Below are 20,485 nucleotides of genomic sequence, written 5' to 3' on the forward strand. Positions count from 1 at the left end.
GATAAGCTTACAAGTTTTCTTCAAATAATTTATAGATCCTGCGGTATTCATCTAACCACGAACTTGGTTCAATAAAACCATGGGATTCAACTGGATAAATAGCGGTTTCAAAGTCCTGTTTTTCTAACTCAATCAAACGTTGAACTAAACGTACCGTATCAACAAAAAACACATTTGAATCCACCATAGGAGCATTTATAAGCAAGGGCTTTTCAAGACCTTCAGCAAAATAGATGGGAGAACTGCGCTCATAGGCAATGGGATCTACATCAGGGGTATTAAGAATATTTGAGGTGTACGGATGGTTATAGTGGGCCCAATCAGATACAGGACGCAATGCCGCACCGGCTTGGAATAGATCTGGCTCAGTGAAAAGTGCCATAAACGTCATAAAACCACCGTATGATCCGCCATAAGTCCCTATCCTATTTCTATCCACGTTAACGTTATTTACCATCCAATTAACGCCATCCACTAAATCTTCAATTTCAGGTTTCCCCATGTGTCTGTATATTGCCGTACGCCAATCCCTGCCATATCCTGCTGAAGCACGATAATCCATATCTAGCACCACATAACCTCGTTGAACCAGCAAACTGTGAAACATAAACTCACGAAAATATGCAGACCATCCCAAATGGGAGTTTTGTAAATAACCTGCGCCGTGATTAAAGATAACTGCACGCTTTTTATCACCTTCTGCGACATTTTCAGGCACGTATAAACGGGCATAAATAGGTTGTGCTACGTGGGAAGATTTTATCGGCACAATTTCTGGAATTGACCAGTTAATTTGTTTAAATGCGTCGCTGGTGGTGAATGTAACCTGCTCAGCTGAGCTTTCGGTGCCAATTGATTTAACAAAAAGTTCTGGCGGCATGGTTAACTTTGAGTGGGTTAACAATAAACTAGTTTGCTGATCATTAAGTACGTAGTCGGTTACGCCATTCAAATCGGTTAAAGCTTCTATATCACCACTGTTTAAATCAATGCGATAAATCTCATAAATACCGGGATGTTTTTTATTTGCTTTAAAGTAAATATACTCATCGTTTGTACTTAAGGTTAATGAACCCACCTCATACTCACCACGGGTAAGTTGTTTGGCTGCAGCATTTAAGGATTTCAAGTAAAGGTGAGAGTAACCAGTTTTTTCAGACAGAAAATACAGGGTTGTAGACTGATTTAACCAACCAAAACTATTAAAGTTATAATTAATCCAGGCATCGTCATGCAGTCTATCTTGGGTAACGAAAGTGTGATTGTTGAAATCGACTGTGGCTAACCAACGATCTTTATTGTCCCAGGCTTCCAACATAATGGCGACGTTTTCGCCATTTCTTTGCCACTGTATCGCACTTTGATCCCAATCCCAATCTTGCAACAATGCGATATCCCTTGGCAGACGGTTGCTTTCATAGGTCTCCCCTTTTGCTTCAGCATTTTCTTGTTTAACAGAAGCTAATACGTCTTCGTTATAACCGGGTAAATTTTGATATGAAAGTTTGTTCTGCGCGCCGCTTTGTAAATCGAGTAGCCACAGATATTGACTTTCTGGCTTAGCGTCCGCAACCCGACGTCTCACTTTCTCAGCCTTAATACGCCCGTTGTCTTTGATGTAATTAGGCATAATGTCGCCTTTACTTCTGCTTGGGGTATCTTTTTCAATGGCTACTATTAGGTATCTGCCGTTAGGAGACAGACTGGCCGAAGCGGTTTTATGATCTTTAGGGAGATAAAAAGGTTCGGGAGTGGTTGTGTGATTCTGTTTTGAAATTTGTGCGTTGAAGTCAAACTTATCTTGAGTACGTGTTCGACGATCATTTAGCACCGCAATTAACTTCAATTGCTCTTGAGCAATGTAATCTTTAGCCGCTTCGTTGGCACTCGGAGCCTCTTTAAATTCCCAGCTGACCAATTGTTCTGTTATGCCTGAGGTTGTATCTATGGCAAATATTTTGTTGTAACTACGATAACTTAACCTACCATCAACCAGAAACTGTAAATTACTTCTATATTGATCACTGCGGGTGAGTTGAGTCACCTTTCCAGACTGAAGGTCTTGTATATAAATATTTTGTTCAAATAACCAAGCCGTTATCGTTCGACCTTGATTAAACACCTTATCTTGATAGGAAACCTGGTGGTAATCAGCCAAAGGGACTAACGTCGCCGTGTTTGATGTCAGTGATTGTTGATACAAGTCTCGTACCACTGACCCTTCTCGTTTCTGAGAATAAAAATAACTTTCGCCGTTAAGTGACCAATAAGGAGATTCCGGTTGTCTTCCGATCCAATCAGGATCCGCCATTATTTTCTTTAACGTAAGCGTTTCATTGTTATCACCGAGGTATGGCGCTTTTTGTTTTACTCTTTGCTGGATTATAGTACTGACACTATTTTCTTGTACTAAATTAGATTCAGGAGGAGTTTCCGAAGTTTGCAGCCCAGAACAGGCAAGTAAACTAGACGTAAAAGTTGAAATAATGAGCAGTTTAAAGCTTTTTTGCATTTTTGAGTCTCTGCTTTTGTTATAGTCGTTAGAACCTAGGATGGTATTAAAACCCATGAGCTTATTTAGGTAAACAAATGATCTAAAATTGCTTTTTGAAGATAGTAACGTTTACATGCCAAATAGTAGATCGTCATATCAATGGAGTTTTCATGAAAAAATTAGTCTTACTTTGCAGTTTAGTATTCACCCCCCTATTCACATCAGCAAATGAATGCCCAGATGTTTTAAAGTTTATGAAACGCAAACTGAACTCACAAGAAACGGTTAACATGTGCAAAGAGTATCGTGGAAAGACCCTGCTAATTGTTAACACCGCAAGTAAATGTGGGTATACCCCTCAATTTGAAGGCCTTGAAGCCTTATATAGTGAACTTAAAGATAAAGATTTTGTAGTTCTAGGTTTTCCTTCCCATGATTTTAAACAAGAATTTAGTGATGAAAGTCAAACCGCTGAGTTGTGTGAATTAACCTATGGTGTGGAATTTCCCATGTTTGAGGTAACAAACGTAAAAGGCAAAAACGCCGATCCCTTATTCCGCAAGTTAAGCAAACAAAGTGGTATTGAACCAGGTTGGAATTTTTATAAATATTTGGTTGATAAAAATGGTGAGGTGGTAAACGCATATAAATCCTCCATCAAACCTTCAGATAAAGAGTTTAGGAAAGATATTCTAGACGCAATAGCCCGTTAATAACTGACTTTGAAATAGATAGTTTGAATTCGAAAGCAAAAAAAAGCCCCGATAAACGGGGCTATAAACACACATCACTTGGAACACACAATGAAATGTTTTACTCTTATTAGCAATAAAACATCTTTACAACTAATTATTAGTCAATGCTAAATACTATTAGTTCATAAAATTTTAAATTATTTCAAAGTATCTATTCAAGTGATTGAATTTTAGTGAATTTTTGGGTGATATTTTTATTAATACACCTTCGAGAATAAACAGTGCGGCTAATCACTCCCATTAAATTTGTGCAAAGGCTTGCTCAAAGTCAGCCACAATATCGTCGATATCTTCAATGCCTACCGAAAATCGTATCATGCTTTCGTTGATCCCCATTTGCGCACGCTGCTCGGCACCGTTTTCATAAAAGATAGTAGACGCTACCGGCAAACATAATGTGCGTGTATCCCCAAGGTGAGTAGCAATTACCACTGTATTGAGTGAATTTATAAACTTGTGTACATCTAGCCCCGGGGATAAATCCATGCTAAAAATTCCGCCGTAATTACCTTTAAACAGTTCTCTGGCAATATAGTGTTGGGGATGATCAGCGAGCCCAGGATAGTAAACATTGGCCACTTTTTCGTGACCATGCAAGTAAGTGGCTAACCTCAGTGCATTTTCACAGGTTTTGTTGAGCCGTAAAGCCAGGGTTTCTAAGCCTATGGATATTTGTTGTGCCGACTGCGGAGATAAAGTTGCCCCTAAATCACGTAAACCTTTCTTACGAATTTGGGTCATACCCCATGTGGCTGGATCACCCACACGGTACAAGTCAAAAATATTTGGATATTCAGACCAATCATAAACCCCAGTATCCACCACAGCACCACCTAAAACATTGCCATGGCCAGCGATGTATTTAGTTAATGACGTAACCGTTAAGGATGCTTTGACTGTTTTGGCATCGAAAATAAAACCAGGTGTCATGGTATTATCAATAACAAACAAAAGCTTGTTTGCTTCACAAAACTCACCAATGGCCTGTAAATCAGCAACCTGAGTCACTGGATTTGCAATAGTTTCAGTGAATACCATTCGCGTATTGTCTTTCAATTCTTTAGCAATGGAATTGATATTAGTGCTATCCACATAGCTTATTTGAATACCTAAGTTTTCTAATGTGACCATTAAACTGCTGGTATTGCCGAATAAAAATTGGCTAACAATAATGTGGTCGTTTTGCTTCAATAATGCAAAAAACATAGAAGAAATAGCTGCCATGCCTGTGGCAAAAGTGACAGCTGCCACACCGCCTTCAATATCAGCCAATATATTTTGCAAAGCTGCATTAGAGGAAGAAGATGAGCGTCCGTATACATGCCCAAGCTTCTTACCTTGAAACACCTCGACTAAATCATTGACGTCTTGGTACTCAAAAAGGACTGAATTACTTGTGGGTGAATGAACAGAACCATCTTGGGGCTTGTTAAACATGCGGTCAGCATGCACAAGTCGTGTTGTAAAACCTTTATCTTTCAATCGAACTCTCCGCGGGAAAGGCTACCTGGGAAGGAAATTTTGCGTGCACTTTAGCATAAAACGCATAAACTTTTTGCATTTCTAAAGAGTTATCTTCTTTAGGATGAAAAATAGGACCTAAAACGATGGATTTACGGCGATAGTCTAGGCCAATTAAAAACACCGGAATATTCGCTTGTTTAGCAATATGTAAAAAACCACTTTTCCAAGGATAAATTTTGCTACGAGTACCCTCAGGGGCAACAGCTAATAGTATTTTATCCTTTTGTTTAATTTTATCAATCATTTGATTGACGACACCATGGGATTGAGACCGTTCAATGGGTATGCCTCCCCATCGGATCAGTAAAGATTTGAAAGGAGGAACAAAAATACTATGCTTGCCAAAAAATGAGATTTTGAGTCGTAAACGAAATACCGCAGCCATGCCAATCACGAAATCCCAGTTTGAGGTATGGGGAGCTACTGCAATTACCATTTTACTTTGTTCAGGAAACTCCCCTTCAAATTTCCATCCCAATATTTTTAAAATAATGCAGCCTAAACTCTCACTTAAGGCATTTCCTAATCTTGGTATATTTGCAGAAAGTTTCAGTTTTATATCCTGTTGTAATGAATTAATAATATTTACAATATTATTTGCGTTCAGATTCTCTTATTATACACTCGGATTAGACAAACGAACGGGTTTGCAACTTTTTATAACTTCTAGGGTCAAGTAAATAACCATGGAAAAATAATCACTCTTATTATTTTACCTAAAACCGTAGTTTACCAATCTAAGTTGTATGAAAACCGGTCTCAAATAACCCCTTGTTACCATCGTCAGTATTTTAATGGGATTTTTAGTGCTAAGAATTATAATTTTTATATCTTTACTATATAGCCAACATACTTTTAGCCAACAAACAGCGCAAAACCTGTTTAGCCAATATCGAAGCTCTTTATATCAAATTCAAATGATTGATAAAGAGTCTGGAAACAAATCGTCAATTGGTTCCGGATTTAGAGTGAGTGAAAACGGAGATATTATTTCCAATTATCACGTGATATCTGACTTTGTTTACTTTCCCGATAAATACCGCATTCAGTATTTAGATGCAGATGGTAATACCGGTAATTTGCAGCTTAAAAACTTTGATGTAATTAACGATTTATCCTTGTTGCAAATTGATCCTGCACAAACCAGCGGCTTACCCTTTAAGCTAGCAGATAACTTACCATTGCAAGGCTCAAATATATATTCATTAGGCAACCCACATGATTTAGGTATGATAGTCGTGCCTGGCACCTACAATGGATTAAAAAAGAATAGTTTTTACCAACGAATTCATTTTACCGGTTCAATTAACCCTGGAATGAGTGGTGGTCCGGCGGTCAATGGCTTGGGTCAAATCGTTGGCGTTAATGTGGCCACAGCAGGCAATCAAATAGGTTTCTTAATCCCTTTGCCGAAAGTAAAAGCGCTGTTTTATTCACAACAACAAATTGATGCACAAGATTACAAATCGCACATACAAAAACAATTGCAACAAAACCAAGGGAAAATGATTGCTCAGATTTTATCCACCCCTTGGTCCCACGCCCCTTTAGGTAAAGCCAGTGTCCCTGAAAAAATATCCGACTTTATATCTTGCTGGGGAGGCTCAAATGCCAGTGAAAAGGATGTGAAATTTTTATCCGTCTCCAGTCGCTGCCGAATTGGTGAAGCCATCTTTTTAAACGGTAGATTACAAACTGGAGAAATTGAAATTGAATTCGAGTGGCTCACTAGCGAACAACTCAACACCTTTCAATTTCACAACTTTCTGACTCAAAAAATTGCCTTTACGCGCCCTGGAAACCAAGCGGGTAAAAACGATGTGACAAATTATCGTTGCCAACAAGATATCGTATCCAACCAACACCAAGTTTCGCAGAAAAGTATTTTGTGTGCTCGCGCTTATAAAGACTTTGATGATTTGTATGATGTTTTATTTATCTCCGCCAGTAATGATTTTTCAGATGGAAGTTTAATTAGCCATTTCACGCTTGCAGGAGTAAGTGCTGATTCTATGAAACAATTTTCTAATCAATTTATGGATTCCATGTCATGGCAATAGTTGTTGAAGTACTGTCGAGAAGCGGCAAAGTTTTAAGCTACCAAGCTTTCGAGAAAGAGACTATTTCCATTGGCAGAGCCTACGATAATGATGTACGCATAGACGACCCCTATGTGGAACCTAGCCACTTATCTGTTAGTTCACAAGACGATAGTAATACACTCATCTTAAATGATGTTGATTCATTAAATGGCGTCAAAATCAATGGAATATCGGGTAAAAACGCCTTAATAGGTTTTGACGATATCGTTACCATAGGCCGAACACGACTTAGAATATTCAAAGATAGTCAAAACGTCGCACCTGCCGTGATTTTAAGTAAACTAGAAGAAAAAATGGAATGGCTTTCAATGCGCAGAATATGCGCACTTTTAGCCTTTATCTTTATAGGGCTTGTATCCGCTAACTTCTATTTTAATAGTATTGTTGAAGTCAATATTTCGCAAATTATGAAAGTGAGTTTAAGCGCCACAGCAGTAGCCTGCATTTGGCCTCTATGTTTTGCGTTGTTATCCATTTTGGCGAAAAAAGATGCCCACATCGTAACTCAATTTAATTTGCTCTGGCTGTTTTTAATTTGTCACGAATTAATGAGTTATTTACAGGCGCTATTGCAGTTTAACTTAAGTTCTGTGCAATTTATTTATTGGTTCATATTGTTGTTAAAAGGGATCTTGTTCTTCGCATTCTTGTGGTTTACGTTGTTTATAGCTTTCCATCAATCAAGGGCTATGCGCAATGGTATTAGCATTGCAGGAACGGCTTTATTAGCCATGTACGTTTTAGCTCCACACTTTTTCAATACCCAAAATTTCGTTGCAGCGCCCCGCTACACTTCACAAGTGCTGTCTCCTATTTTTAGGATCACAGCGCCTGAAAGTACAGAAGCGTTTGTAGAGAGGTCCGAAAATTTAATTGAAGGTTTAAAGCAAGAAGTTGAAAAGGACAACAAATAACTAATGTGCATTCTTTTTATCGCTGTGGAACAGCATCCTGACTATCCGTTAATAATCGCGGCTAATCGGGATGAGTTTCATCAACGCCCTACTGCTCAATCTGAGTTCTGGCAAGCACACCCTAAGCTATTAGCAGGGCGAGATTTGGAAGCGGGTGGGACTTGGATGGGCGCAAATTTGCATGGCCGTATTTGCGCATTAACCAATGTGCGAGATCCTCAAAAACTGCTAAGTAATGCTATTTCAAGGGGGTATTTGGTAAGTGAATTTTTGATTGAGCAAAATAACCCCCAGGACTATTTAAGCAAATTGCGGCAAAGCAAACAGCAATACAATGGTTATAATCTGTTATTTGGAAAATGGAACGACCTTTTTGTTTACAATAATCACACCGATAATGTGAATCGCTTAGGCTCAGGAGTGTATGGATTATCAAATGCAGATTTGGATAGCCCCTGGCCTAAAATAAACCAAGGTGTGGATAAGCTAAGAGAACACTGCCAACAGGCTAAAACGATTGATACCGATAGATTGTTTGAAATTCTACTTGATCAAACCAAAGCAAAAGACGAACAGCTCCCAAAGACGGGGGTTCCAATTGATTGGGAGCGCCGATTATCGTCCATATTCATCCAATCTCCTGAATATGGCACTCGCTCTTCCACCCTGTTATTAGTGAATAAAAACAAGCAGGTAACATGGCTAGAACACACATTCGATCCAGCAGGAACTAACGTCCAGCAACGAGAGTTTCAATTTAACATTCAATAAGCTCATATATTACTCGAAATATCTCTAATTACTGGCATAATAGCGGCTTGTTTTTTTCGCCCGTTATTTATTGAGGAATTGCTGTGTTAGAAGTGTTACCGAAATTACCCGCCGATCCTATTCTAGGTCTGTCTGCTGCTTATCGTGAAGATCCGAATCCTAACAAGATTGATTTAGGTGTCGGCGTATATAAAGATGAAAACGGTAATACGCCAATACTTAGTTCTATTGCAAAAGCGCAAAAAATACTTTTAGCCCAAGAAACCTCAAAAACCTACATCACACCCCAAGGCGTGCAGGGTTATATTAATGGCATGTTGGAACTGCTTTTGGGTAAAGGTCACCCTGCAGTGATTGAAGACCGTGTAGCGGCCGTTCAAGCTCCTGGAGGATGCGGTGCGTTAAGAGTACTTTCTGAATTACTTAAACGTTGTAATGCTGACACGACAGTTTGGGTGAGTGATCCTACTTGGGCAAATCATATCCCCTTAATCGGCAGCGCTGGTTTAAATATTGAAACCTATCCGTATTTTGATAAGGCAACCGCAAACATAAAGTTTGATGAAATGGCTGACTGCTTAAAACAAGTTAAAAAAGGCGATGTTGTGTTGTTGCATGGTTGCTGCCATAACCCAACAGGTGCGGATTTGACTAAAGAACAATGGCAAACTGTACTGGAAATAGCGCAACAACAAGGTTTTATTCCTTTTATCGATGTGGCCTACCAAGGGTTTGGTGATGGTCTCGAAGATGATGCTTATGGGGTTCGCCTATTAACTACAAACCTACCTGAAGTCATTATTGCTGCATCTTGCTCCAAAAACTTTGGTTTGTATCGTGAACGTGTTGGTCTTGCGGTATCTGTAACCAACAGCAGTGCAACTAGACAAATTGTGCAAACGCAAATTCAATCCATTGCTAGAGCTATTTACTCAATGCCTCCTTCCTACGGTGGTGCCTTGGTAGATATCGTATTAAACGATCCTTTGTTGAAAACAGAATGGCAAGGCGAAGTTGAAGATATGCGTGCCCGTATGCAGTCTTTAAGACAGTTATTAGTTGCCAAACTGGCCGAGAAAGGCGCGACAAAAGACTTTAGTTTTGTCACTCAACAAAAAGGCATGTTTTCTTATTTATGTATCAGTCCTGAACAAGTTAAAGCTATTAGAGCCAAACATAGTGTATACTTTGTGGATTCAAGTCGAGTCAACATAGCTGGTATTAGTTTAAAAAATGTCGATGCGTTAGCTACCGCTTTGGTAGATGTTTTATAAGCACTCTTCAAAATGCGCTCAGTGTTGGGCGCATTTCTCCTCTTGTTAGCCAATATGCCTTAATGTGAATAAACACAAACATATCAAAGTATCATGGCTCAAATTATTTGTATTTTCTTGCGTTTAATACTTAGATATTAAGCAATGAACATATCACCGTATTTTACTTAATAGAGAAACTTTAATGAATTTTAATTCCCTTGGTTTAGGCCAAAACATTGCTAATGCCTTAATTGAAAAAGGCTACAATGAGCCTACCCCAATTCAAGCACAAGCCATCCCCGCTATTTTAGACAATAAAGATGTAATGGCGGCCGCCCAGACAGGAACAGGTAAAACAGCTGGCTTTGTACTACCTATTTTAGAAAAACTTAGTCATCAACCCCGTCCTAAAGCAAATCAAGTCAACGCCTTAGTCTTAACCCCGACTAGAGAGCTAGCGGCACAGATAGCAGATAATGTAACAGCCTACAGTAAAAACTTAAATATTAGACATACAGTGGTATTTGGTGGGGTGAGTATTAATCCACAAATGATGTCTTTGCGCAAAGGTGTCGATATTCTAGTTGCCACACCTGGACGTTTATTGGATTTATATAACCAAAAAGCGGTTAAGTTTGATAACTTGCAAATATTAGTGCTGGATGAAGCGGATCGCATGCTAGACATGGGGTTCATTCACGATATCAAGCGGGTAATGAAGTTACTACCCCCTAAACGTCAAAACCTATTGTTTTCTGCAACATTTTCAACGCAAATCCGTGAACTTGCTAAAAACATTGTCAACAATCCGGTAGAAATTTCTGTGGCCCCAGCCAACAAAACTGCCGATAAAGTTGAACAATGTGTTCACCCCGTTGATAAAAGTAAAAAGTCGGCACTGCTATCTCACATTATCAAGCAACAAAATATGGATCAGGTATTGGTGTTTAGTCGCACTAAACACGGCGCTAACCGCCTTGCCAAGCAATTAACGGCCAAAGGCATTGTATCATCTGCGATTCATGGTAATAAAAGCCAGGGAGCTCGTACCAAGGCGTTAGCAGAATTTAAGTCATCAAAGATCCAAGTGTTGGTTGCAACAGATATTGCAGCCAGAGGGTTAGACATCCATCAACTTCCTTTTGTCATAAACTATGATCTCCCCCATGTAGCTGAAGATTATGTGCATCGTATTGGACGAACAGGTCGTGCTGGAGCAACAGGTCATGCTGTATCACTAGTGACGGTTGAAGATGTTAAATTACTCAAAGATATTGAGCGTGTAATTGGTGAAAAAATCAATCGTATTGAAGTGAAGGGATTCGAACCAACTGAGAAATTATCAGAAACGCCAGCGAAACCACAGCCGAAAAAGGCACCCAGACCTAAAAAACCAAGAAGACCTAGAAAACCTGCCTCGGCCCCCCAAACAAAACCGCAAAATTAACTTGAACGGTGAAACTGGGTTAACAACCGATCCAAATGATTAGCAAAGTTTTGTCTGTCAGTTTGATTTAAAGCAGGAGGCCCGCCAGTGTTTACCCCACTGGCGCGCATGGTGTCCATAAAATCGCGAATATTTAGGCGTGAGCGAACATTTTCTTTGTCCATCAACTCTCCCCTAGGACTTAAGGCGTTACACCCCTTTTCAATCACTTCGGCCGCGAGTGGAATATCGCTAGTAATGACTAGATCACCGGCTTCACAGCGCGCAACAATCTCATCGTCGGCTACATCAAAACCGGAAGATACCTGTAATGATGTAATGTTTTTATTGCCAGGCACTCGAATAAACTGATTCGCCACTAACGTCATTTCTACGCCAGTGCGTTGTGCAGCCTTAAATAAAATATCTTTTATTACGTTCGGACAAGCGTCTGCATCAACCCAAATCTTCAAACTGTAACGCTCCTCGAAAAGAATATAAATCGTATAGTTAACGGACTTACCATACTAAATCATCTGGAATTTCATAATCGGCATACCATTCATCTTCTTCTGCCGTGCTTGTTGATTTAGCTTCCGCTTGCTCGGCGGCATCGGCCCGATAAACCACCGCATTTTTATCACGTAAACTAATCTTATCGGCAACTGGCATAGGCACAATTTCATATGCACCATCAAGCACCACTATGGCTAATTTACCTTGGCTAATTCGATTGCGGGTTTGTTGATTCACATACAGACGTTTAATAATATTATCGTGGGTAAAATTACACGGAATATCACCGTTATCCTTGGTTTGTTTATTCAGTTCTATCAACTGCTTGATCTGCGCTTTTACCGCTTTGGATTCGGCTAAGGCCTTGGCTTCCTGATTCAACTTTCGGTCTTTTTCTTGCTTTTCACGAAGTGCATTTTGCGCCGCAATTTGCGATTCATTTTTATTTACAACTTTATGTTTTTGTTGTTGTTTTACCTGTTTATGCTTTTCTTTCTTAGCTTGCTTAACCTTCTTCTTATCGGTTAAACCGGCTTTCAATAATTGCTCTTGTAATGATAACGCCATAATAAAATACTCTTTGAATATTCTAGAAATAAAAACGGCAGTATTACACTGCCGTTACAACTGAATTGTAAAGCCGACTACTTGGCTTTCTTACGTTTGTCTTCAACAACCCATTTACCATCTTGATACCAAGCTGACCAGCCTGTTGCTTTGCCTTCGGCATTCTCAGAGGTGACATATTGTTGTTTTGTTTTACGACTAAATCTCACCATAGTCGGGTTGCCATCAGGATCCTTTGCAGGGGCATCGGCCAAGTAATAAAACTTAGGTGAAATGCGATTCCTAAACCTTGCCAACTCGTGAACCATAGGTGCCCGCGTTTCACGGGATTTAGGAAAATTATGGGCGGCCATAAAGATACCCGCAGCCCCATCACGAAGCACAAAGTGCGCATCGGATTTTTCACATTCCAATTCTGGTAAATCAACTGGATCTTCTTTAGGCGGCGCGGCTTCTCCGTTGCGCAATAATTTACGAGTATTTTTACACTCGACGTTGGTACATCCAAAGTACTTACCAAAACGACCATTTTTAAGTTCCATATCCGAACCACATTTATCACATTCGATAATAGGTCCATCATATCCCTTAATTTTAAAGGTCCCTTTTTCCACATAGGTACCTGGACAAGTTGGCGCATTACCACACACATGTAACTTGCGGGTTTCATCTACCAAATAACTATCCATAGCAGTACCGCAAATATCGCAGCGGCGCTTAGCCCTTAATACTTCTGTTTCCAGTTCTTCTTCATCATCAACTTTTACAACTTCATCACCTGGCGTCAGGTTTTTAGTTCCGGTACAACGCTCTTTAGGTGGTAAATTATAGCCCGAGCAGCCTAAGAACACGCCTGTCGATGCCGTTCTTACGTTCATAGGTCGGCCACATAAGTGACATTCCACATCGGTCTCGATGGCTTGATTAAGGCGCATGCCCCCTTCTTCAGGAGGTAATTCAGCTTTTAATAAGCGCTGATAAAAGTCTTCATAAAATTCATTTAAAACGTCTTTCCAATCACGGATACCATTTGCAACGTCATCAAGTTGCTGCTCCATGTTTGCAGTAAAATCAAAATTAATTAAATCAGAGAAATTATCAACTAGGCGATCGTTAACTATCTCTCCCATTTTCTCTGCATAAAAGCGTTTATTATCCAATTTCACATAACCGCGATCTTGGATAGTCGAGATGATACTGGCATAAGTTGATGGACGGCCAATACCACGTTTTTCCAGCTCTTTCACCAATGATGCTTCATTAAAGCGGGCAATGGGTTTAGTAAAGTGTTGCTTAGGATCCAATGCTTTGAGATCAAGTTTTTCACCTTCTTTTACATCAGGTAAATTAATGTCTCCATCACCCTTTCCTTTCACTTGAGTTTGCACCCGGGTCCAACCATCAAACTTTAATACGCGACCTTTAGCGACTAGTTCGTAATCACCGGCTTTAACTTTAATGGTGCTTGCATCGTATTTGGCTGGCACCATTTGACAGGCTACAAATTGTCGCCAAATTAACTCATACAGACGCTGGGCATCCCGTTCAACTTCCGTTAATGATTCCGATTTCACAATGACATTTGAAGGACGTATTGCTTCGTGAGCTTCTTGTGCGCCTTCTTTACTGCCATAGGATATAGGACCATTTGGAAGGTAATTATTGCCAAAATTGTCTTCGATGTAGCCACGACAACTATCAACGGCGTCTTTACTTAAGTTAGTTGAATCAGTACGCATATAGGTGATATGACCTGCTTCATAAAGACGCTGGGCCATCATCATGGTTTTCTTCACCCCAAAGCCTAATCTGGTACTCGCAGCTTGTTGCAACGTAGAGGTGATAAACGGCGCTGAAGGTTTACTTTGTGTCGGTTTAGATTCGCGACTGATAACTTCATAATCAGCTTTGTTTAAAGCCTCTAACGCAGTATCAGCCTGGGATTTATTAACCGGTTTAAATCCTTTGCCTAAATGTTTAGAGACAAGCATACGCAATGGAGTTTGCTTAGCATTTAAATCTGCGTGAATATCCCAAAATTCTTCAGGCACAAACGCTTTAATTTCGCGCTCTCGCTCAACCACAAGACGCACAGCAACAGACTGCACTCGTCCTGCAGATAATCCTCTGGCTACCTTTTTCCAAAGTAACGGAGAAACCATAAAACCCACAACCCGATCAAGGAATCGACGGGCTTGCTGGGCATTCACCCGGGCGATATTCAATTGGCCTGGATGAGCAAACGCTTCTTGAATTGCATTTTTAGTAATTTCGTTAAACACAACTCTTTGGTAGGTCTTACCTTTACTACCTAGCAATTCCTGCAGGTGCCACGCGATGGCCTCCCCTTCTCTATCCAAATCCGTTGCGAGGTAAATAGTGTCGGCGTCTTTTGCCAGTTTCTTTAATTCATTTACTACTTTTTCTTTACCAGCCAGGATATCGTAATGAGCTTTCCAATCGTGTTTGGGATCTATACCCATGCGATCGACTAACTTTTGATATTCAAATTCTCTTAGGTACTTTTCGCGTTTATTCTCGCTCCATTCTTTAAGCTCTTTAGCTGGTTTTTTAGCCGGAGCTTGACCTAATGCTTTTGTTGGTAAATCTCTAACGTGTCCAACACTAGATTTAACAATAAAATTTTTGCCGAGATATTTATTTATTGTTTTCGCCTTAGCTGGCGACTCGACAATAACCAATGATTTTGCCATAAATTATTCATTAACCTTTGATTCATATGGGTTTTATGCCATTTATAAGGAGTTTACGTAAACTTCCTGTCGCATATTGCTTTTTTAACATATATCGGCAAAGTGAATAGAAAACAAGTTCTTCTTAATACTTATCTACTTTTTATCTGTAAAGCCGCTCTAAATATGTTCAAAATATGTACAGGCACATTGGCAAGCACATTAAAAGACGTATAATCGCCACGAATAATAAACAGAGTAAGCCCAATTCACCTAGTTTTTTATCAAAAAATTAGTTGAGACTAAACCTAATGGGCAAGTTTTTGTGCATTTTAATTGCAATGAGGTGAGTGAGTGAAACAAGTTGAAGTTAATTTTGATGGTCTAGTCGGTCCAACCCATAACTATGCAGGGCTCTCAATTGGAAATGTGGCTTCTTTGAACAATGCAAACGCGTTTAGTAGTCCTAAACAAGCTGCGCTACAAGGCCTACAAAAAATGAAGGCGTTACATGATATGGGAATGATACAAGGTGTATTAGCCCCGCAAGCGAGACCGGATATTGACACTCTCAGACGACTTGGCTTTACTGGCAGTGATTCAAACGTGCTTGAACAGGCCTCAAAGCGAGCTCCTGAAGTTTTCAGCGCCTGTTGCTCTGCTAGTAGCATGTGGACGGCAAATGCTGCTAGCGTCTCTCCTAGTGCCGATACGAGCAATGGCAAAGTGCATTTTACACCTGCAAATTTAACCAATAAATTTCATCGTTCATTAGAGCCAGAGGTGACTGGCCGAATTTTGCAAGCCACTTTTGATAATGACAAGTATTTCCAGCATCACCAGCACTTGCCAGAGAATGAGCATTTTGGTGATGAAGGCGCGGCTAACCACACCCGACTTTGCAGTGACTATGGTCATGCAGGCATCGAGATGTTTGTTTACGGTCGTTATGCTTTTGACAGCAGTAAACCTGCTCCGAAGAAATTTCCTGCTAGACAAACCTTAGAAGCCAGCCAGGCAGTGGCTCGTTTACATGGACTAAGTGATGATACGACTGTGTTTGTGCAGCAAAACCCAGATCTAATAGACCAGGGGGTGTTTCACAACGATGTGATCTCAGTGGGCAATCAGAATGTGCTTTTTTATCATGAGCAAGCTTTTCTTGATACGCAAAATGCCTTAGATGAAATTCAACGTAAATTTGGCGAGCAAAAACTCCATTTTATCCAAGTGGATACAAAGACTGTTCCGGTTCAAGATGCCATTAAAACGTATTTATTTAATACCCAAATTATTACCATGGCCAACGGTGAAATGGCAATCATTGCGCCTACGGAATGTGAAGAGAATCCTATCGTCGCTAATTATTTACAGGAATTGACTAGCCTAAATACCCCTATTAAGAAAGTGCATTACTTTGACGTAAAACAAAGTATGCGAAATGGCGGCGGACCAGCCTGTTTGAGACTCAGAGTCGCCATGACAGGTGCAGAACTCGAAGCGGTCAATCAGCACACCTTGATGTCTGATGCGGTATTTGTACGCCTGAATAAATGGGTGAACAAACATTATCGTGATCAATTAAGTGTTAACGATTTACGGGATGCGCAGTTGCTAGATGAAACCCGCAGTGCCTTGGATGAATTAACTCAGATTTTAAATCTAGGTTCAATTTATCCTTTCCAACGTCAGTAAAAAGTAACTTTTAGAACTTAAAAGGCCCTCTAAAATCTAAGGGCCTTTTTAATTAATTTAAGTTCATGTTTTACTAAGGCGTAATCTCATTACAAATCTCATTAAAACCAAAAGGATTAGCTGGTGGTGCAGCCGTTTCAATTTGTAAATCTTCCGATGCAACGGGTAATAAAAATGTTTGGCTTTCAAACGATTCACTACCAGAAGACTGACCGAATACTGCAATATTTACGTTGGTCCACGCACCGTAAGCTTTTGGATAGCGTATCTCAATTTTAGCTTGACCATTTTCATCAGTTTCATTAATTCCATCTACAAAACTTATTGTACCAATAATACCGGGAGTTAATTTATCGTCTTCGTTAATGTCTTCATTTATGTCTAAAGAACCATTTCCGTTAATATCCTCGTTACGACAATTTTTTGTCGTGGTTGTATACCAAAAACCAGACACAATATCGTAAGTCCAAAAACCTTGATAAAAAGCTTCACCATCTGCATATTTTATTGGTGTTGAAGAAGCAGTTAACGCAACGTTCGCAACTGGTCTACCCACAGAGTCACTGACAAACACTGAAAATTCTTTTGAGTAACTAGAATCATCTGGTGACGACAGTAAATTCCCCGTTCCTAATGAAATATCAAAAGCTCTATCACCTACAGTAAGGGTAGTGAAGTCAGTAATAGAATTATTATCAGCCACCTCAGCATGCACTATAACCGCATCTTCACTGCTCACCGCATTAGAGGTATACACAGTAGAGGCAATCCCATTACTGTCCGTTGTAGCTGAATTGGGCGAAACATATCCACCACTGACATCGTCTACTCTAAAATTAATCACTTTTCCTTTAACTAGATTTCCTGTCACGTCTCTTACGATAGCCGTAATCGTTGATGTTTGGCCATCAGGACCAATTAGATCCGGAGATGCGTCAACAATAATAGTATCTGGAACCGTAGCAATAAATTCAAACTGGGTTCTGGCACTAACAGTTTGATTGTTAGCATCTACGCCATTGGCAGTAACCGAAGCCAAGCCGGCGTTATTAGATTGAATGGAAAACGCAGCAACACCATTAGCATCTGTTACCACTGTTGAAGATACAAAGTCTCCCCGAGAGGCACTTAAGGTCACTTCACCGCCAGCATAAGCGATATTGTCTTTTAACCAAGTGACTTCCAATGTTGTGCTGGTATTAAGAGGCACATCCTCCGTTGGTACTGAACTGAAGCTAAAACTGTCTTCTTGTACGGTAAAGGTTAAACTTCCTTCGGCATTAAGTGCACTGGCGGTAATGACATTCTCACCAGAAGTAGTAGCAACATATTGGATGGCTACCTGCCCTTCACTATCTGTTACTGCTGAAGAAACGATACTTCCTTGTGTTGTGCTTAGTTGCACACTTTGATTGGCTAAGCCAGTACCATCAGAATCAACGACTTTAATGGTGAGATCTACAGTATCCCCTAACACCACGGAAATAGGGCCATCAACGTTGACTTCTGTGCCTACAATTTCAACATCAATGGTTTCACTTAGGGTACCCGAAGAAACTGTCGCTGTAATCGTTCTATTTTCAGGATTATTGCGACTGGTTAAGGTGGCTCTGGCAGTACCATCATCCGCAGAGGTCCCTTGTACTATTTGCAATTCCGCCCCGTTATTTGCAGCAAAGGATACATCAACACCAGAAAGTAAGATATTTTGTGCATTTTTCACTACCGCAATAAGTTCTATTTCATCAGAACCGCTAGAGGCAAGCTGAATTGAGCTGGCATAGAGCTCCAACGAAGCTGGTGTTACACCAGATTGAGAAGTACCTGAAGAACTGAAACCTATCTGGCCTTCTGTACCATCTGAAAGCGCACCTGTGACCAGGCCATCTCCGGAACTTGCTCCTACTATTAATCCAATAGTAGCAACGCCCTGTGCGTTGGTTAGGGCTGTGCCAGTATCATTATCAAAGCTAGCCAAGCCATCTTGACTAAAGGTGAAGGTGACTAGCTGGTCTTCCACGTCACCGTCGGAGCTAGTAACGGTGGCAGTCACTACCAATGGAGACGTTGAGGTCAGCTCATTCACTGCTGCGCCGTTTTGATCGGCGATACTCAAATTAACCTCATAGGTTACCGAAGTATCACTGCCATCGCTATCTGTTGCTGTAGAATCACGCTCAACTGAGCCTCCTCCGCCACACGCGGATAGTGTAAAAATTAGTATAACTGCGAATAACATCTTCAAACGTGAAGCCATGCATTTTTTCCCACAAATAATGTTTTTCAATTCAAGTACCCGTTCTAAATCATTTTTATTGTTTTGCTAGAGACCTAAACTTGCTACGCTATCCAAAAATCAATAATAAATTTAGGACAAACAATGCAGCAATCTCCAAAAAAACTTGGTCTCACCGCTAAAATCTTTATCGGCATGATTGCCGGGATAATTACCGGTGTTATTTTAAAATGGTCATTTGATGATAGCGGAGATTTAGCATTTAGTGTATTCGGGACAACGGTTTCTACGTATGATGTTTTAGTCAATGGTATATTTAACGTTATTGGTCAGATCTTTATCAACAGTTTAAAAATGCTAATTGTGCCCCTGGTATTTGTATCTTTGGTTTGTGGTGTGGCAAATTTATCTGAGCCTAGCAAATTGGGACGTTTAGGCGGAAAGTCTGTTTTGCTCTACATTGGCACCACGGCTATCGCAATAACCGTTGCAATGATTGCAGCCATTATCGTACAACCTGGTTCGGGGATCCCCATTCCTTCCGATGCGGTCTTTGCGGCTAAAGAGCCACCTACCCTTGCCGCGGTGATTATCGACATCTTTCCTTCTAACCCATTTCAAGCCTTTACCGAAGGTAAAATGTTGCAGGTTATCACCTTCGCCGTTTTATTCGGATTAGCCATTGCAATGGTAGGTGATGCAGGTAGACGAGTAGCGGCTTTCTTCGAAGATTTAAATACGGTCATCATGAAGTTAGTCACTATCTTAATGAATATGGCTCCTTACGGTGTGTTTGCCCTTTTAGCAAAATTATTCACCACTATAGACGAGGGGCGAATCGCATCATTGGCTTTATATTTTGTCTTGGTATTTGCCGTACTGTTAATTCATGCCTTTGTTAACTATTCCATTATTCTGAAACTATTGACTGGATTAAATCCAAAGTATTTGTTCTTAAAAATGCGCGAAGCTGTGTTATTTGCCTTTAGTACCGCCAGTAGTAGTGCAACCTTGCCTGTTACCATGGAAACCGCCACCAAAAAGTTAGGTATTGGCAAATCCGTAGCCTCTTTTGTGGTTCCTTTAGGGTCTACAATTAACATGGATGGCACAGCGATAATGCAAGGGGTGGCTACCGTGTTTATCGCTCAAGTTTATGGTATCGACCTCTCCACATCAGACATGTTGATGGTGGTAGTAACCGCAACATTGGCGTCGGTAGGCACTGCGGGAGTACCCGGCGTCGGTACACTCATGTTATCTATGGTACTAGTACAAGTTGGGCTACCTGTTGAAGGTGTTGCCTTAATATTAGGTGTAGACAGGTTATTGGATATGACCCGAACAGCGGTGAATATTACCGGTGACTGTATGGTTTCTTGTGTTGTGGCAAAAAGCGAAAATGAGCTAGATGAGTCAGTATACTATGATATGGAAGCTGGCGAAGACTTTGAAAAAGTTGACTTAGATGATTTTAAATCCACGGCCACTGAAACTAAGGATTAATTGTAATAACAGGCATTAGCAGCTAAAAAT

General features: G+C 40.3%; 15 protein-coding genes. 8 read left to right on the forward strand and 7 right to left on the reverse strand.

The window, feature by feature from the left end:
- Window positions 1-7: 7 nt before the first annotated feature.
- Window positions 8-2,512, reverse strand: coding sequence for a S9 family peptidase (locus ACYVIL_RS05465; RefSeq protein WP_460311842.1), 2,505 nt, complete (start codon window positions 2,510-2,512; stop codon window positions 8-10).
- Window positions 2,513-2,664: 152 nt separating this feature from the next.
- Between ACYVIL_RS05465 and ACYVIL_RS05470 the strand changes: the two genes are divergently transcribed.
- Window positions 2,665-3,207 (forward strand): glutathione peroxidase, encoded by a 543-nt coding sequence (locus ACYVIL_RS05470; protein ID WP_303471856.1) that lies wholly within the window; start codon window positions 2,665-2,667, stop codon window positions 3,205-3,207.
- Between the two features lie 282 nt (window positions 3,208-3,489).
- On the opposite strand, the gene ACYVIL_RS05475 is transcribed toward ACYVIL_RS05470, so the two are convergent.
- The gene (locus tag ACYVIL_RS05475) at window positions 3,490-4,731 is read right to left on the reverse strand and encodes a cystathionine gamma-synthase family protein (protein WP_303471853.1); all 1,242 of its coding nucleotides are present in this window, start codon (window positions 4,729-4,731) and stop codon (window positions 3,490-3,492) included.
- A complete protein-coding gene (locus ACYVIL_RS05480; RefSeq protein WP_303471851.1) occupies window positions 4,721-5,209 on the reverse strand; it encodes a 1-acyl-sn-glycerol-3-phosphate acyltransferase in 489 nt (162 codons plus the stop codon). The genes ACYVIL_RS05475 and ACYVIL_RS05480 overlap by 11 nt, the downstream gene beginning before the upstream one ends.
- A gap of 370 nt (window positions 5,210-5,579) precedes the next feature.
- Between ACYVIL_RS05480 and ACYVIL_RS05485 the strand changes: the two genes are divergently transcribed.
- The 5 genes from ACYVIL_RS05485 (at window position 5,580) to ACYVIL_RS05505 (ending at window position 11,263) form a co-directional block, all read left to right on the forward strand.
- The gene (locus tag ACYVIL_RS05485; protein ID WP_460311843.1) at window positions 5,580-6,833 is read left to right on the forward strand and encodes a S1 family peptidase; all 1,254 of its coding nucleotides are present in this window, start codon (window positions 5,580-5,582) and stop codon (window positions 6,831-6,833) included.
- Entirely contained in the window at window positions 6,824-7,789 is a 966-nt protein-coding gene (locus ACYVIL_RS05490; RefSeq protein ID WP_460311844.1) for an FHA domain-containing protein, read from the forward strand. The genes ACYVIL_RS05485 and ACYVIL_RS05490 overlap by 10 nt, the downstream gene beginning before the upstream one ends.
- Window positions 7,790-7,792: 3 nt before the next feature.
- Complete coding sequence (locus ACYVIL_RS05495; RefSeq protein ID WP_460311845.1) at window positions 7,793-8,560, forward strand: NRDE family protein; 768 nt, start codon at window positions 7,793-7,795, stop codon at window positions 8,558-8,560.
- An 83-nt stretch (window positions 8,561-8,643) separates the two neighbouring features.
- The gene (locus ACYVIL_RS05500; protein WP_460311846.1) at window positions 8,644-9,834 is read left to right on the forward strand and encodes an amino acid aminotransferase; all 1,191 of its coding nucleotides are present in this window, start codon (window positions 8,644-8,646) and stop codon (window positions 9,832-9,834) included.
- Window positions 9,835-10,018: 184 nt separating this feature from the next.
- Entirely contained in the window at window positions 10,019-11,263 is a 1,245-nt protein-coding gene (locus tag ACYVIL_RS05505) for a DEAD/DEAH box helicase (RefSeq protein ID WP_460311847.1), read from the forward strand.
- On the opposite strand, the gene ACYVIL_RS05510 is transcribed toward ACYVIL_RS05505, so the two are convergent.
- The 3 genes from ACYVIL_RS05510 to topA all read right to left on the reverse strand — a co-directional run bounded on the left by ACYVIL_RS05510 (window position 11,260) and on the right by topA (window position 15,039).
- Window positions 11,260-11,715, reverse strand: a complete 456-nt coding sequence (locus ACYVIL_RS05510; protein ID WP_303471838.1) for a YaiI/YqxD family protein — start codon at window positions 11,713-11,715, stop codon at window positions 11,260-11,262. The genes ACYVIL_RS05505 and ACYVIL_RS05510 overlap by 4 nt on opposite strands.
- Window positions 11,716-11,761: 46 nt before the next feature.
- Window positions 11,762-12,325, reverse strand: a complete 564-nt coding sequence (locus ACYVIL_RS05515) for a DUF2058 domain-containing protein (RefSeq protein ID WP_460311848.1) — start codon at window positions 12,323-12,325, stop codon at window positions 11,762-11,764.
- A 77-nt stretch (window positions 12,326-12,402) separates the two neighbouring features.
- Entirely contained in the window at window positions 12,403-15,039 is a 2,637-nt protein-coding gene (topA, locus tag ACYVIL_RS05520) for a type I DNA topoisomerase (RefSeq protein WP_460311849.1), read from the reverse strand.
- 333 nt (window positions 15,040-15,372) lie between these two features.
- Between topA and astB the strand changes: the two genes are divergently transcribed.
- Window positions 15,373-16,713 (forward strand): N-succinylarginine dihydrolase, encoded by a 1,341-nt coding sequence (gene astB, locus ACYVIL_RS05525; RefSeq protein ID WP_460311850.1) that lies wholly within the window; start codon window positions 15,373-15,375, stop codon window positions 16,711-16,713.
- A gap of 73 nt (window positions 16,714-16,786) precedes the next feature.
- On the opposite strand, the gene ACYVIL_RS05530 is transcribed toward astB, so the two are convergent.
- A complete protein-coding gene (locus tag ACYVIL_RS05530) occupies window positions 16,787-18,970 on the reverse strand; it encodes an Ig-like domain-containing protein (RefSeq protein ID WP_460311851.1) in 2,184 nt (727 codons plus the stop codon).
- Between the two features lie 123 nt (window positions 18,971-19,093).
- Between ACYVIL_RS05530 and ACYVIL_RS05535 the strand changes: the two genes are divergently transcribed.
- Window positions 19,094-20,455 (forward strand): dicarboxylate/amino acid:cation symporter, encoded by a 1,362-nt coding sequence (locus tag ACYVIL_RS05535; protein WP_303471827.1) that lies wholly within the window; start codon window positions 19,094-19,096, stop codon window positions 20,453-20,455.
- The last annotated feature ends 30 nt before the right edge of the window (window positions 20,456-20,485 follow it).

Source organism: Aliiglaciecola aliphaticivorans, from assembly GCF_054782055.1.